The sequence below is a fragment of the Kitasatospora sp. NPDC048545 genome, from assembly GCF_040651155.1.
GTDB lineage: Bacteria > Actinomycetota > Actinomycetes > Streptomycetales > Streptomycetaceae > Kitasatospora.
In genome coordinates this window covers 246,182-260,082 of the sequence record NZ_JBEZIQ010000001.1, presented here as the reverse complement: position 1 = coordinate 260,082, position 13,901 = coordinate 246,182, and the positions used below count along the sequence as shown (strand labels likewise).

Here is a 13,901-nt window from a genome sequence, read left to right as displayed (position 1 = left end):
TCGGGGGTAACCGAACCGCCTCCCGGAACGTCTAACGTTCGAATCATCGAACGCTGGATACCTGAAGACGGGGGGCACGGAGGATGAGCAGCAGCACGCGCCGGCGCCGCTACCTGCGCACCGCCATCGGCCTGGCCGCCGTTCTGGTGCTGTCGGTGGTGGGGGCGGGGGCCTGGTTCTACCACCGGCTGGACAGCAACATCACCACCTTCGACGCGGGCGGCGTGGCCACCGAGCGCCCACCGGCGCCCGTCCCGGTCAGCCCGGGGGCCTCCGTGCCGGTCAACGTGCTGCTGCTCGGCTCGGACACCCGCGACGACGGCAACAACGCGCTGGGCGGCGGCGACGAGGGCGTCGGCCACTCGGACACCGCGATCGTGCTGCACATCTACGCCGACCACAAGCACGCCGTCGGCGTCTCCATCCCCCGCGACACCCTGGTCACCGTCCCCTCCTGCCGACGGCCGAACGGGACCTGGACGACGCCCAGGAACGACCAGATGTTCAACTCCGCCTTCACCGTGGGCGAGGACCCCAAGGGCAACCCGGCCTGCACGCAGAACACCGTGGAGAAGCTCACCGGGCTGCGGATCGACCACACCGTCGTGGTCGACTTCAAGGGCGCGGCCGCGATGGCCGACGCCGTCGGCGGCGTGGACGCCTGCGTGCCCAACGACGTCGACCAGTACGGCATCCACCTGAAGAAGGGCCTGCAGAAGCTCTCCGGGCAGTCCGCGGTGGACTACCTGCGGGCGCGCCACGGCATCGGCGACAGCTCCGACATAGGCCGGATGAAGCGCCAGCAGGCCTTCCTCTCCTCCATGATCAAGAAGGTCCAGGGCCAGGGCTTCTCGCTGCCCACCCTGCTGCCCCTGGCGGACGCGGCCACCAAGTCGCTCACCGTCGACGAGGGGCTGGGCACCGCGATGAAGCTGGTCGACTTCGCCCGCTCGGTGCAGGACATCAAGCTCTCCGACGTCACGTTCGTCACCGCGCCCTGGCGCTTCGCCGGCGAGCGGGTGCGGCTGGTCCAGCCGGACGCCGACACCCTGTGGAAGCTGCTGCGCGAGGACCGCACCCTGGACGGGCAGAGCACCGCAGGGACGGGCCAGGTGACCTCCTCCCCCACCACGACCCCGGGCGCCGACGCGCCGCTCACCCCCGACCAGGCCGCCGTCCCGATCACCGTGGTCAACGGCGTCGGCACTCCCGGCCTCGCGGGCTCCGGCGGGGAGGCGCTCAAGGGCCGGGGCTTCCTGAACGTCACGCTCGGCGCCAACGAGCCGGGTCACCAGGCCACCCGGGTCGCGTACGACCCCGCGCTGAAGGTCGGCGCCGACCAGGTGGTGGCGCTCTTCCCCGGGGCCAAGGCGGTCGAGGAGCCCGGCTCGGGGGCGGTCACCGTCACCCTCGGCGCCGACTACCGCCCCTCGGGCACCCGGATCGACTCGGCGACCTCCCCGAGCCCGGTGCCCGGCAGCACGCCCGGTACCGCGCCGACCGGTACCGCGCCGACCGGTACCGCGCCGACCGGTGCCGCGCCCGGTGGCATCCCCACCGGCATAGCGGAGAACACCCGCAACGCCGACACCGACCCGTGCGCCAACCTGACCTTCGGGTGACCGGCCGGGGACCGGCTAGACCGGATCCGGCAACCCGGTGACCACGGCCGTCAGGCGGGTGCCCGGCGGGAAGGCGCCCGCCCCGGCCAGGTCGGCGAGCGCGGCCAGCAGCTTGGCGACGTAACGACGCTCCAGCGCGATGCCGTGGCGGCGCTCGAACCGCTCGGCGAAGGCCGCCAGCTCCGCCGGGACCTTGCCGTAGCCGCCCCCGTGGTGCGCGTGGTCGATCGACCAGTTGTCGAACTCGCGTCCGTAGGCGGCCCGGTGGAGCCGGGCGACCTCCTCCTCCAGGTAGCCCCCGCCGCCGCGCAGCACCGCCACGCCGAGCGCCCTCGCCCCCGGCGGCAGCCCCGCCGCGACACCGGCCAGGGTGCCGCCGGTGCCGACCGGGCAGCAGACCACGTCGCGGTCGCCCAGGTCGGGCAGTTCGGCCGGGATCGCGGCCGCGCCGACGGCGGCCAGGGCGTTGGAACCGCCCTCCGGGAGCACCAGGCAGGGCCCCCAGCGGCGTTGCAGCCCGTCCGGACCCGGCTCCCCCTCGGCCCGGCCGGTGGCCTCCCGGTACTCGGCCCGGGTCAGGAACTCCAGCCGCATCCCGGCCGCCTCGGCGGCCCGCAGCGACCAGTTGCGCGGCCGGTCCGCCAACTCCTCGCCGCGGACCAGCCCGACGCTCTCCAGCCCGAGCGCCCCGGCGGCGGCCGCGACGGCCCGCAGGTGGGTCGAGTACGCGCCGCCGAAGGTCAGCAGCCGGGTGTGGCCCCGCTCGACGGCGTGGGCCAGGTTGGGCGCGAGCTTGCGCCACTTGTTGCCGGGCACGCTCGGGTGCAGCAGGTCGTCCCGCTTGAGCCGCAGCTCCACCCCGGCCCAGGCGAACGCCTCGTCGGTGCAGTCCACCAGCGGAGTCGGCAGCAGGGCGGGTTCGAGCACCCGGCCAGCTTACGGGCTCCGAACGGCGGGGCCCGGCCGCCGGATCGGCGACCGGGCCCGCCGGAGCGGCCGGTCAGCCCCCCGCCGAACCGTCCGAGCGACTGGCGCTGACGGCCCGGCGCAGGGCCCGCGGCACGGGCCCCGCGGCGGGGGCGAGCTTGTCGATCCGGGCCCGGAACTCGCGCCGTCGGCTCCAGGGCAGGGCCGAGCCCAGCTGGGCCGCGTCGACCAGGGCGACCAAGGCCGCGTCCGCCGGGTCGACCCGGCTGAAGGGCCCCTTCAGCGCCGAACCGATCGACGCCACGAGCGATGTGCGCAACCGGGAATCCGTCAGGGTGACCCGGGAGTACGGGAACAGCCCGAGCGCCCGGCGCTGCTCGATCCTGACCCGGCCGGCCGCCGCCAGGCCGTCCCGGACCACACGCGCGGCGCGGGCCGTCGGGCCCCGGTTGCGGCCGACCCAGCTCTGCCAGCTGCGCCGCCGCTCCTGCCGGATCTGCTCCAGCAGCGCGGCAGTGAGCGGGTCGAGGCCCCCGGCCGGACCGGCGCCCTCGACGGCGGCCGGGTACCGGCCGTCCTCGCGGACCAGTCCGCGTCGCAGGAGTTCGGCGAGCGCGGCCGCCCGCACCACCAGGTCGAGCCGGTCGGTCGCGGTGAGCCGCTCGCGCTCGGGGTCGTAGGCGAGCAGGTACAGCTTCTCGGGGAGGGTCGCGGGCTGGTCCATGTCGGTCTCCGAAAGGTCTTCGCGCGCCCGGCCGCCGGTCAGCTCTCCGCGGAACCGCCAGGCTCCGAACCGTCCTCGGCCGGGCTCTCCTTGGGCGGGCGTCCGCGCCGGGGAAGCCGGTTCGCACCGCTGGGCATCCGGCCCGCGTCCGTGAGGGCGCGGCGGAGCAGGAACTCGATCTGCGCGTTGGTGCTGCGCAGGTCGTCAGCAGCCCACCTGGCGAGCGCGTCGTGAACTGAAGGGTCCAGTCGCAACAGGATCTTCTTCCGTTCCGTCGCCACTGCCGCGCCTTACTGGTAGAGGGAACCCGTGTTCACGACGGGCTGGGTGCCGCGGTCGCCGCAGAGCACCACCAGGAGGTTGCTCACCATGGCGGCCTTGCGCTCCTCGTCCAACTCCACCACGTCACGCTCGGCGAGCCGGTCCAGCGCCTCCTCGACCATACCGACGGCGCCCTCGACGATCAGCCTGCGCGCCGCCACCACGGCGCCGGCCTGCTGACGCTGCAACATCACCTGGGCGACCTCCGGCGCGTACGCGAGCCTGGTGATCCGGGACTCCACGACCCGCACGCCGGCCGAGGCGACCCGCTCGGCGATCTCGGCGGAGAGCTTGCGGGCGATCTCCTCCGCGCCGTCGCGCAGCGACAGCTGGCCCTCGTGGTGGGCGTCGTACGGATAGCTGGTGGCGATGTGCCGCACGGCCGTCTCGGTCTGGATGGCGACGAAGTCGGTGTAGTCGTCGACCTCGAACAGGGCCATCGCGGTGTCCTCGACCTGCCAGACCACCACGGCGGCGATCTCGATCGGGTTGCCGTCCGCGTCGTTGACCTTGGTGGTCTCGGTCTCGTGGTTGCGGATCCGCAGGGAGATGTACCGGCGGCTGGTGAACGGGTTCATCCAGGTCAGGCCCTCGGCGCGGACCGTGCCCCGGTAGCGCCCGAGCAGCTGGACCACCCTGGCCTGGCCCGGCGAGACCACCATCAGCCCGCGCAGCAGTACCAGCGAGGTCACCACCAGCACCGGCCCGGCGGCCATCAGTGCGCCGCCCAAACCCTGGTTCTTGGCGGCCAGTTGGACCGCTCCGGCGATGAACGACCCGACCCCCGCGACCAGGCCGGCCAGTGCGCCGAAGAGCATCGGCAACCCGGCGGCCCCGGTGATGACCCGCTCGGTGATCCTGGGGACCGGCAGGTCCGGGGCAGCGCCGTCCTCGACGGCGAAAGGCGGTGTGTCCATGAGAGCGACTCCTCCAGCGAGCGTCCGCATCCGATGGCAAAGTGATATCACTTTTTGCGCGCAGGGCGCCAGGGGTCGGGAGCGGGGACGCCCGGGGGCGCGGGAACGGGGAACCGCCAGGGGCGGGGGACGGGAAACCGTCAGGGGAACGGGGAGCCCTCGGGGACGCCGGGGTCGATGCCCACGGGCGGGTGAATTCCGGCGCGCCACACGGGGAAAGGCGGTGGCCGCGGCCTAGACTCTGCGTCGTCGCGGGCGGCGGAGATCCGGCTCCGGGCCTGCCCGCGGACGGTCGTTTCGACACTCGTCACGCGTCGAGAAGTGGGGCGGGTGGGACTCGAACCCACGACCAAGGGATTATGAGTCCTGGGTGTGGATTGATCGTTGTTCACTGCCTTGCGTCAGATTTACCTGTTTTCCCAGGTCAAGGCCGGTATCCACCCCTGACTCTGCCTCCAGGCTTCACCGTCTTTCACCGCCTGTCTCCGGTACTACTTCCTCGGAAATTCCTCGGATCAGCCCCGGAGTGGACGGCACCAGACGGGCGCTCCCGGCCTGACCTGCCGGGATGCCGACCCCCGGAACAGGGCTCCAAGGGAGACCCCTTCCGCAGCAGCACGGTTCCACTCCCGATATCCGAGGCCATTCTCACCACGCCTCGGACCGGATTTCCGAGTGACGTTAGCGTGCTCGAAAAGTCACCGCAAGCCCCTCCCTGCCCTCCCGCTCCCGTCACACCGAGTAGCGCCGCCTGCCCTCCGGACCGCTGCCTAGTAGTCCTCGTCCTCAGGATCGGAGGACTGGTCGAGGAGGGAGAGTTGGGCGGTGCCGGGCTTCAGCTTCGGGGGCTGATGGACCTTGACGAGGTAGCCGCCACCCGGTGCTCGGCCGGGTTCGTGCCGGTCTCGGCGGATGGTGGTGGTGACCTTGAGGGGGCCGCCGGAGTCGAACCAGCGTGCGGGGTGGATGGCGCTGCGGTGCGCTGCGAGTTGGGCGGCGCGCTTCCCGCTGGCTCCGGTGGGAAGGGCGGGGTGCTGGCGCCACGTTGGGTGCGTGTGGTCAAGGGCGTCCTCGATGGCCTGGTTGTGATCGCGACGGTTCGGACCTTCCCAAGGGCAGCCGGTACAGGCTCCGCGGCGCAGGTAGATCCACAGGTCGGTGGGGTCGGCGTCCGGGTTGGTGGGGTCGGGCTTCTCCCAGCTCCGGTGGATGAGGGTTGCGGCGTGCTGGGTGCTGGGTGTGGGCGGGCGGATGCCGTTGAAGCCGGGGTGGCTGTAGGCGATCACCCAGGTCATACGCAGGGTCTCGCGGGGGATGGTCTTGGGCAGGGCGACGTAGGCGGCCTGGCGGGCGATGGCGCCGACGGCTTGGTGGGCGGCGATCCAGGCCGTGATCGCTTCGACGCAGGCGGCGGTGTCGTCGGCGTGGGTGAGGCCGTCTCCCATGTAGACCATGACGTAGTCGCCGAGCGGGTCGGTGGGGTCGTTGAAGTGGAGTGCGCACCAGCCTTCGTGCTCGGCGGGCGGGTGGGTGATGTCGGCTTGCTCGCTGATCCAGATGCTGGTGCCGTCGGGCAGGTCGAGGGTGATGGCGCGTCCGGCGCTGTGGTCGTGGACGGCGGGGGTGTGGCCGGCGGTGATCAGGGTGTCCCACAGGAGGTGCCCGGCGATGGGCGGTTGGTCGGGGTCGTGGTTGGCGCCGAGCGGGGTGGCGAGGTGGCGGCGGAGTTCGTCAAGGTCGTGCACGGTCTGGGCCTTCTCGTCCGGGTGAGGGGGCGGGCGGGGTGAGCAGGGTCGGCTGTTGGTGGAGGTCGTCGAGCCAGTTCAGGAGGCGGGGCAGGTTCTGGTCGGGTCCGTAGGTCAGGTAGGTGCCGTCGCTGCTGGTGCAGCCGAAGTAGTCGGCGATGTGGAGGCGGCGGCGGGCGTTGACGCGGCCCATGTGGATGGGCTTGCCGAGTTGGCGGGCTTGGCGGGCCAGTCGTTCGGCGGTCGGGCCGGTTTTCCAGGTGGTGGTGCCGGCGATGAACAGGACGTCGAAGTCGGGCCAGGGCAGTAGGCCGGGCTGGTCGCAGCCGTCTTGGGCGGCGTAGGCGGCGGGGATGCCGAGGGATCGGATGCGTGCCAGCCAGGGGGCGGAGTCGGCGAGGGTGCTGGCGGCGTCGAAGGGGCGGTCTGGGGCGACGGCGAACAGGCAGCGGCTGGGGCCGTGGTGGTGGACCTGGCGGGTGAGCCAGGTCCACCACCGTTCGGGGCCGGGCCAGCCCTTGCCGAAGCGGCCGTTGTCGGCTGCCCACCAGGTGCTGGGCGGGACCTGGTTGCCCTGGCGTGGGGTGGTGATGCAGCCGAGGTCGCCTGCGGTCATGGCGTCCCGGATCTCAGGGGTTGAGGGGTTGGCCAGGTACAGCATTGGCGGGTCGGGTGGGGAGGATGCGGGCGTTGAAGAGACGGCAGAAGCGCCGGACGTGGGTGGGGGCGTCGGCCGGGCGGGTGTTCTCCCAGGGGTAGTAGGCGGGTTCGTGGCCGGTCTGGTCGAGGAGTTGGTAGAAGAGGGTGCTGCGGTTGATGATCACGAGCTGGCAGTAGCGGCCCTTGCGGGCCAGGTGGACGATGGCGCCGTGGTCGCCGTGCCGGTTCTGGTGCAGGTGGGCGGAGAGTCCGGCGGTGGTGAGCGCGGCCGTGATCTCGTTGGTGGGCTTGGGGCCGGTGGCCTTCCACATGTCGGGGGTTCCCCACTCGGCGGTTTCGACGTGTCGGGGGCCGCGCCCCGTGGGGTTGGCGAGGGTGAGGCGGACGAGCGGGTCGTGGTTGGAGACGATCGCCGTGAGGTCGAGGGGTTCCACGGCGAGGACGGGCGCGTTGGTGACGTGGGGGCCGCGGAAGGTGCCGGCGGGGGTGCGGTAGGTGGTGGGGCCGGTGTAGGTGTCGCGGGTGGTCATGGCTGCTGCTCCTGGGGTGGGGTGTGGAGGCGGATCGGGTCGGTGATGGGCTGGCAGTTGGCGGGGCAGGGGGCGTACTTCCAGGGGCGGCCGCCTGGGTAGCGGTGTTGTTCGTGGTGGCGGTGGGGGTCGCTGGTGGTGCAGCGGACGGGGAAGCGTCCGCGTGATCCGCAGTGCGGGCACAGGCTGAGGGGGTCGGTGTTGTCCGGGGTGACGGGGTGGGGGTAGGGGCGGGCTGAGCCGTCGATGGGGTGGCCGGTGTCGGGGCTGAACTGGTGGAAGGGGCTTCGGGGGTGGATGGGCAGCGACCACCACGGGTGGTCGGGGTCGGTGGTGAGGATGTGGCGGGCGTTGTAGATGGCGTAGCCGTCGTGGCGGGGGGCCCAGCGGATGTAGGCCCAGCCGGGTCCGTGGTGGCGGTGGTGGACGCGGGTGGCGTCGCGGATGAGGGCGCCGGGGAGGGCGGGTGCTGCTTGTTCGAGTTCGCGGCGGGTGCGGGCGATGATCACGGGGACGAGGTCGAGGGGTAGGCCGGTGAGGTCGAGTTCGATGGGCATGGTGGGCTTTCGGGGTTGGTTGGGGCCGCGCCGGGCGGTGTGGGTTCCGCCCGGCGCGGTGCGGTCAGAGGTCTATGACCTGGGCGAAGGTGAGGTTCTGGTTGGGGCCGAGGTGCGCTTGGACGTGGTGGGTGTCGGGGCCGCTGGTCCACTCGACGGTTCGGTCGCCGTCCGTCGTGGAGTGGATGTGGAAGTCGGTGTCGGGGAACACGGTGCGGAGGTGGGTGAGGAGTTCGTCGTCGGTCTTGCGGATCCGGTAGGTGCCGGGGGTTCCGGTGCAGCCGGGGTGCCGGCGGTTGTGGCCCCGGCTGGCGCGCAGGTGGCTGTAGAACAGGTGGCCGGTCCAGGTGCAGCCGACTCGTCCGCAGCGGAACCTCCAGTGGACGTCGGAGCCGGGGTAGGGGTGTTCGGGGATCAGTTCGAGTTCTTCGACGCGGCCGACGGCGCGGTAGGCGGAGGCGGCGTTGCGGCGGGTGCTGAGGTCGAGCACGGGGTTGGTGTCCTTGATGGTCAGTGGGCGGGCTGGTGGGTGGGGATGCCCAGGCGTAGGCAGTTGTCGTCGGTGAACAGGCGGCGGATCGCGGTGTCGCTGGTGGGCTTGGTGTGGGTGGTGCGCAGGTGGTTGAACCAGCCGCCGTCGGTGCGCTGCCAGATGACGGAGTCGTGGACGACGTGGTCGCCGTCGTTGAAGCGGGTGGGCGCTTGGGGGTATGGGATGGGCGGGAGGGTCGCGGGGTCGGTGTGCTCGTGGGCGGCGACGGTGACGATCTGGTTTCCGTGCTGGCGGAACGTCCAGGGGAACTGCCAGTAGGTGGCGGCCCGGCCGCCGCCGCGGCTGGGCGGGGTGATGGTGCGGCTGGTGCGCCGGTAGTCGTTGTGGCCGAGGTGGGTGAGCTGGGTGAGGACGGAGCGGCTGCCGGAGCCGGTGTGCACGATGACGTCGCCTCGGCGAAGGCGCCGCAGAGGCAGGTCCATGAGGGCGCCGGGGAGTATCCGGTGCCCGGGGCTGCGTCCGGCGGGGCTGGACTGCCAGGTGTTGGTGTACGCGGTGATGGCGGCGGCTAGGCGGGTGATGTCGGCGTGGAGGCCGTCTGGGCCGGGGGTGCGGTCGCCGCGGTAGAAGGCGATGTGGTGCCCGGGTCCGTTGTCGGGATTGCCGAGGTGGTGGATTGCCTGGAGGCCGGTGCGCTGGTCGGCGTCGAGGTCGATGGCAGTGGTGTAGTCGGAGGCCCAGATGCTGGTGCCGCCGGGTAGGTCGAGGGTGATCCAGGCGGCGCCGGTGGGGGTGTGGTGCTCGCGGGTGGTGGAGTTGCCGCGCAGGTGCAGTCCTGCGCGGATGTGCTGGGCGAGGGAGAACGCGGCGATTGTCGTCATGTCGACCTTCGTGGTGTTGGCCGGGGGCGCGGGTTGGGTGCGCCCCCGGCGGCTGGGTGGTGGTTCAGGGCTTCTCGGTGGCGGCTCGTCGGGTACGGGGCTTGGCTGGGGTGGTGGTCTTGCGGGCCCGGGGCGGCTTGGTGCCGGCGGGCTTGGGGGTGGTGCTCTTCGTGGCAGTGGTGCGGCTGCGGGTCGGCTTGCCGTCGGCGGCGGCGGTCTTGCGGGTTCGCGCGGGCTTGTCGGCGGGCGGTGCGGTGGTGGTCTTCTTGGCGGCGCTGGTGCGCTTACGGGCAGGGCGGGCGGTCTTGGGGGCCGGGGCCGCCTCGGGCTGCGGCTCGGGTGCGGGCTGCTCGCCCGGCTGGGTGGCGGCCGGTTCGGCCGTGGGGGCCTCCTCGGGCTGGGTGCCCTCGATGCCGGGCGGGCCCGGCTCGTCGGCGGACTTCGGCTGCTCGACGGACGGGGCCTGCGGCTCGGCGACGGCGGGGGTGCCGGGTTCCTCGCGCTCTCCGAGCAGAGGGTTCTGCGGTTCTGTGTCGGCGGGCGCCGGGTCGGGCTGCTCGGCGGGCTGGGGGGCCTGCTCCCAGGGGCGGTGGCCGACACGCCGGGGCTTGGTGGCGATGGCGGGCAGGAGCCGGTCGGCGACGGCTTCGTGAATGACGTCGCCGAGGTCGCCGTCCAGGCCGAGGAGGTGCAGGACGGTGTGGTAGCTGCGGCCGGGCTGGAGGGGCTGGAGGCCGCGCGGGATCTTCTCGGCCCTGGTGCCGGGGGCGGTGATCCACAGTTGGAGGGTGGTGCCTTCGACGCGGGACCTGGCGCCGATGGTGTAGCCGTCGGCGTTGGTCAGGCGCAGGGTGCCCAGCTCGCTGGGGAGTTGAGGGAAGGGGATGCAGGTGCCGAGGAGTTCGGTGAGCCGGTCGGCTGCGGCTTCGAGGGTGCTGGCGGTGACGATCACGCTGGTGGCTCCTTGGTGCGGGCGGCCCGGGCACCCAACCAAGAGAGCAATTTCTATACTCACTTGGGGTAGGGTGCGCCGCTTGATGGGCTTTCGGCTGGGGTTCGGGACCTCGCTCGAGTGCGGGCCCGCGTGGCTGGCTGGGGTGGGTGGTCAGCGGGAGAGGCCGACCCGGGCCCAGGTGGCTCCCGATGCGATGTGGCCGGAGGTGGCGAGGAGGAGTGTGATCGCCTCGACCTCCCGGAGGGTCATGTGCGGGGCGAGGCGTTCGGCGGCGCCAGGCTCGCCGAGGGCGGCGGCCGCTTCGGCGAGGGCGGAGGACAGGGTGTGCGGGCCGGTTCCCGGCCTGCCGATCCAGCCGAGGCTGGCGGGATGGGTGAAGCGGGTGCTGCGGATGGTTTCGCCGTCGCCCCAGAAGTGGTTGCGGTAGCCCCAGCCGGCTTCCCCGAAGGCGGTGATGGCGGCGGGCATGGCGGCGTTGAACTGCTCGTCGGTGTGGAGGCCCTTGAGGTAGTGGGCGTTGACGCTCTCGCCCATGTAGGAGAAGCGGATGGCGCCGCGAGCGCCTGGGGGCAGGTCGGCCATGGTCTTGGCGACGGGGGCGGCGGCATCCAGGGCGATGTGGGTGTTCGGCGCCTGGGGGGCGGTGATCATGGTGGGTCCTCTCGCTGTCCGTGCTTCCCTCTTGCTCATGAGTAAATTCTATACTCATTCATGGGACGAGTCAACTCCCCGAACCCCAACTCCCCAGCTCACGCGGCCTTCTGCGCGACGGCACCCGCGATCAGCCGCTCGGCCTTGCCGACCGCGTACGCCATCGCCATGCCCGCCTGCATCCGGTCGCGCAGCTCGAACAGCTCGACCTTCTCCTCGTGAGCGAGGACAGCGGTGTCCACCGGCGCAAGGCTGTTGCCGCACCAGACCGTGGTGCGCATGCCCATCCCCCAGAGCATCATGTTGACCGCCGCTCCTGCCGCCGCGATCGGGTCGAGTTCCACGAGGTGCCACCTGCAGGTCGCAGGGTCGATCCGGTGCTCGCGCATCGTCTGCGCCATGGCGCGGATCATGCCGCCCGTGCCGGCGGCCGGCTCCAGAACCGAGAAGCCGGGCCCCACATCGGAGCAGTCACCGAGCTGCACCCGGGCCATCAGGTCGCACACCTCCGGCGGGGTGTGGAACTCGCCCAGCCACTTGCGGTCCGCGCCGTGGCGCAGGCCGGTGATCACCCACGACATCAGGTCGAACTCGGTGAGGTCCCCGGGGTCGCTGGAGCCGGTGAGGGTGAGCAGGCCGTTGGTGATCGCCGCGCGGGCCACCGCCTTGATGCAGGTGAGCTGGTGGTCGCTCAGGTCCTCCTCGGTCCAGCGGGCGATCGGCGCGGCGCGGTGGACGAGGTCGGGGCGGCGCATCCACCAGTACGCCCAGCACTCGCGCAGCAGCTGGACTAGGTCCCTTGCTTCGAGGCCAAGGATGTAGTCGGCCTGGAGCGGGGCGTCGGGGCCCTTGAGGGGCCACAGGGACAGGGCGGCGATCACGCCGACGGGTATGTTCATCTGCCCACCGCCGTGGTTACGGTGCCAGGCGTCGACCACGGCCTCGGCGATGTCCTGGGCGGCCTTGTGCGGGTGGCTGCCGTACGCGACGGGGTAGCGACGGGGCTTCGGCTTCGGTTCGAGCAGCACGGTGGCGGGCGGCTGCGGGGTCTGGATGGTGGGCGCGGCGGCCAGGCGCGGGCGGGTCACCTGCTCGCGCGGCTCGAAGTACAGGTCATCGTCATCGTCATCGTCGTCGGGCTGCTGGGCGAAGATGTTCAGCTGCTGCGGCATCGCCGGTGTCCTTGCGGAGTTGTGGGCATGGAAAAGCCCGGCCGGTCGCGTTCGGGCGGCCGGCCGGGCCGCGGGGTTTCGGGCTGATCGGGGTCAGCGGTCGCCGACGGGGCGCTGCACCTCCGTCTCGACGAGGTGTCGGGCGATCTGCCGGGCGAACCGCTTGGTGCACTGCCCGCCGACCGCGAGGCGGGCGGCTATCGCGAGGGTCACCGTCGCGGCCCGGTCGATGTCGTTGCTGCGGAAGTGCTCTGCGGCGTCGGTCACCTGGGTCTCCAGGCCGTGCATCGTGTCGGCGAGGCCCGGTTCGTCGTGGAAGAACCCGTGGGGCCGGGTCGTGCTGGCCATGCTGGTGCTGTCCTTCCGGGTCAGGTCGTGCCGGTGCGCGGGGCCCAGCCGTCGAGGGTGTGCAGGAGGTGGGCGGCGGCGCGCCCGTAGTAGCCGCCGAGGGACAGCGCGCAGTGCTCGTAGAGGGCGGTCAGCGTGCTGTCGGCCAGTGCGGCGCGGTGCTCCTCGCGGCTGAGGTCCCGCATCGCGGCGGGCCGGTAGTCGTAGGCCGTGGAGATCATCACGTGCAGCGATTCGCGGGCCAGCTGGTCGACCTTCGGCTGGATGTGCAGGCGCTTCGCCGCTTCGGTCAGGGCCTGGTCCAGGGCCGTGCTCACCGACTGTTCTCCTCGCCGGTGGCCGCGTGGGCCTCGGCGAGCTCCTTGTGGTGGGCGGCGACGCGGTCCGCGAAGTCCTCGTTTTCGAATTCCGCCAGCTGGGTGAGGAGTTGGGTGTAGGCGGTGCGCATGTCCGGGGCGTAGAGCGTGACGACGTTGCCGCAGTCCGCCCAGACGGTCTTCTCGTCCTCCGCCTCCTCCTCCGGCCCGTCGTGGCCGTCGGCTACGGCGATGGACACGATCTCCTTGTCCGTGTCGAGGACGGCCTTCCACCGACGCGGACGGGCTGCGGGGGCACTGCCGGGGCCGACGGCCAGGAGGGGGATTGCGCCGAGGAGGTCCAACACCCGGGAGGCCAGGGTCTCGACGTGGCGGATGTCGGACAGGTGCACGGCGTCGTGGAACAGCTCGGCGTAGGCGAAGCACTGGGCGATCTGGTGGAAGTGGCCGAGGTCGAGGGTGAACCACGACGGGGTGCGGTTCGCCCAGGCGACGGTGACGGCGTGCTCGACCAGCGCGTGCGTACCGTCGGCTAGTGCCTCGCACAGCGGGTGGAGCAGGAGGACGGCGTCCACTGCGGGCATCTGGTGCTCAGGGATGGGCAGTTGGTCGGCGTACGCGTGAGGATGGAACGACGACACTGCGATCGTGAACGACATGGCTGGCTGGCCTTTCAAGGAGGGGCGGGTCCGGCCGCCGGCGGGCGGCCGGACCGGGTGGTCAGCGGGAGTGCTTGCGGCCCATCAGGTCGTCCGCGTAGAGCAGGGCGGTGCGCAGGGAGCTGGCGACCTCGTCGATGCATGCGAAGTCGGCGTCCACGGCGAGGGACTGGCGGACCAGATCTGCGAAGTAGTGATGGACGACGGTCTCGTGGAACTGGCGGAAGGTCAGGCAAAGGAGGTCGGTGGGGCGCACCGGCCAGGTCGCGGTGATGGCGTGCTCGGCGAGGAGGAAGGCGCCGCGGACCGTGTTGGGCCCGGCGTAGGAGGCCCGGATTGCTGCGGCGATGGCCTCGTGGTGGTGTGCGGGGCCGGGGATCTCCACGGCCACGACGTTGATGGTGCTGTACGGCATCGGGTGT

The 13,901-nt window shown here is 72.0% G+C and carries 18 protein-coding genes; 1 reads left to right on the top strand and 17 read right to left on the bottom strand.

Translation table 11 applies throughout. The features are described 5' to 3' along the window. The first annotated feature begins 83 nt into the window (after window positions 1–83). Window positions 84–1,622 (top strand): LCP family protein, encoded by a 1,539-nt coding sequence (locus AB0D10_RS01365; RefSeq protein ID WP_360249279.1) that lies wholly within the window; start codon window positions 84–86, stop codon window positions 1,620–1,622. 15 nt (window positions 1,623–1,637) lie between these two features. On the opposite strand, the gene AB0D10_RS01360 is transcribed toward AB0D10_RS01365, so the two are convergent. The 17 genes from AB0D10_RS01360 to AB0D10_RS01280 form a co-directional block, all read right to left on the bottom strand. Further along, on the bottom strand, window positions 1,638–2,549 hold the full coding sequence (locus AB0D10_RS01360) for a pyridoxal-phosphate dependent enzyme (protein WP_360249276.1): 912 nt from the start codon (window positions 2,547–2,549) through the stop codon (window positions 1,638–1,640). A 73-nt stretch (window positions 2,550–2,622) separates the two neighbouring features. Beyond that, window positions 2,623–3,273, bottom strand: coding sequence for a GPP34 family phosphoprotein (locus AB0D10_RS01355; protein ID WP_360249273.1), 651 nt, complete (start codon window positions 3,271–3,273; stop codon window positions 2,623–2,625). A 38-nt stretch (window positions 3,274–3,311) separates the two neighbouring features. Further along, a complete protein-coding gene (locus tag AB0D10_RS01350; protein ID WP_360249270.1) occupies window positions 3,312–3,554 on the bottom strand; it encodes a hypothetical protein in 243 nt (80 codons plus the stop codon). Window positions 3,555–3,563: 9 nt separating this feature from the next. After that, the gene (locus tag AB0D10_RS01345; RefSeq protein ID WP_360249267.1) at window positions 3,564–4,511 is read right to left on the bottom strand and encodes an SPFH domain-containing protein; all 948 of its coding nucleotides are present in this window, start codon (window positions 4,509–4,511) and stop codon (window positions 3,564–3,566) included. A 770-nt stretch (window positions 4,512–5,281) separates the two neighbouring features. After that, the gene (locus AB0D10_RS01340) at window positions 5,282–6,256 is read right to left on the bottom strand and encodes a DUF6349 family protein (RefSeq protein ID WP_360249264.1); all 975 of its coding nucleotides are present in this window, start codon (window positions 6,254–6,256) and stop codon (window positions 5,282–5,284) included. Then, window positions 6,243–6,872 carry a hypothetical protein gene (locus AB0D10_RS01335; RefSeq protein WP_360249261.1) on the bottom strand — a complete coding sequence of 210 codons (630 nt, stop codon included), beginning with the start codon at window positions 6,870–6,872 and terminating at the stop codon, window positions 6,243–6,245. The genes AB0D10_RS01340 and AB0D10_RS01335 overlap by 14 nt, the downstream gene beginning before the upstream one ends. Window positions 6,873–6,885: 13 nt before the next feature. Further along, window positions 6,886–7,446 (bottom strand): hypothetical protein, encoded by a 561-nt coding sequence (locus AB0D10_RS01330; RefSeq protein WP_360249258.1) that lies wholly within the window; start codon window positions 7,444–7,446, stop codon window positions 6,886–6,888. After that, window positions 7,443–8,003, bottom strand: coding sequence for a hypothetical protein (locus AB0D10_RS01325; RefSeq protein ID WP_360249255.1), 561 nt, complete (start codon window positions 8,001–8,003; stop codon window positions 7,443–7,445). The genes AB0D10_RS01330 and AB0D10_RS01325 overlap by 4 nt, the downstream gene beginning before the upstream one ends. Before the next feature lie 64 nt (window positions 8,004–8,067). After that, the gene (locus tag AB0D10_RS01320) at window positions 8,068–8,493 is read right to left on the bottom strand and encodes a hypothetical protein (RefSeq protein WP_360249252.1); all 426 of its coding nucleotides are present in this window, start codon (window positions 8,491–8,493) and stop codon (window positions 8,068–8,070) included. 20 nt (window positions 8,494–8,513) lie between these two features. Next, window positions 8,514–9,377: a hypothetical protein gene (locus AB0D10_RS01315; RefSeq protein WP_360249250.1), complete on the bottom strand. Its 864-nt coding sequence runs from the start codon at window positions 9,375–9,377 to the stop codon at window positions 8,514–8,516. 64 nt (window positions 9,378–9,441) lie between these two features. Next, complete coding sequence (locus AB0D10_RS01310) at window positions 9,442–10,329, bottom strand: hypothetical protein (RefSeq protein ID WP_360249247.1); 888 nt, start codon at window positions 10,327–10,329, stop codon at window positions 9,442–9,444. A gap of 153 nt (window positions 10,330–10,482) precedes the next feature. Beyond that, the gene (locus AB0D10_RS01305; protein ID WP_360249244.1) at window positions 10,483–10,983 is read right to left on the bottom strand and encodes a hypothetical protein; all 501 of its coding nucleotides are present in this window, start codon (window positions 10,981–10,983) and stop codon (window positions 10,483–10,485) included. Window positions 10,984–11,081: 98 nt separating this feature from the next. Further along, window positions 11,082–12,155, bottom strand: a complete 1,074-nt coding sequence (locus tag AB0D10_RS01300) for an N-6 DNA methylase (RefSeq protein WP_360249241.1) — start codon at window positions 12,153–12,155, stop codon at window positions 11,082–11,084. Between the two features lie 93 nt (window positions 12,156–12,248). Continuing rightward, on the bottom strand, window positions 12,249–12,503 hold the full coding sequence (locus AB0D10_RS01295; RefSeq protein ID WP_360249238.1) for a hypothetical protein: 255 nt from the start codon (window positions 12,501–12,503) through the stop codon (window positions 12,249–12,251). Between the two features lie 20 nt (window positions 12,504–12,523). Next, complete coding sequence (locus tag AB0D10_RS01290; protein WP_360249235.1) at window positions 12,524–12,820, bottom strand: hypothetical protein; 297 nt, start codon at window positions 12,818–12,820, stop codon at window positions 12,524–12,526. Next, window positions 12,817–13,479, bottom strand: coding sequence for a hypothetical protein (locus AB0D10_RS01285; RefSeq protein WP_360249232.1), 663 nt, complete (start codon window positions 13,477–13,479; stop codon window positions 12,817–12,819). The genes AB0D10_RS01290 and AB0D10_RS01285 overlap by 4 nt, the downstream gene beginning before the upstream one ends. Before the next feature lie 61 nt (window positions 13,480–13,540). Next, window positions 13,541–13,894: a hypothetical protein gene (locus tag AB0D10_RS01280; protein WP_360249229.1), complete on the bottom strand. Its 354-nt coding sequence runs from the start codon at window positions 13,892–13,894 to the stop codon at window positions 13,541–13,543. Window positions 13,895–13,901 lie beyond the last annotated feature (7 nt).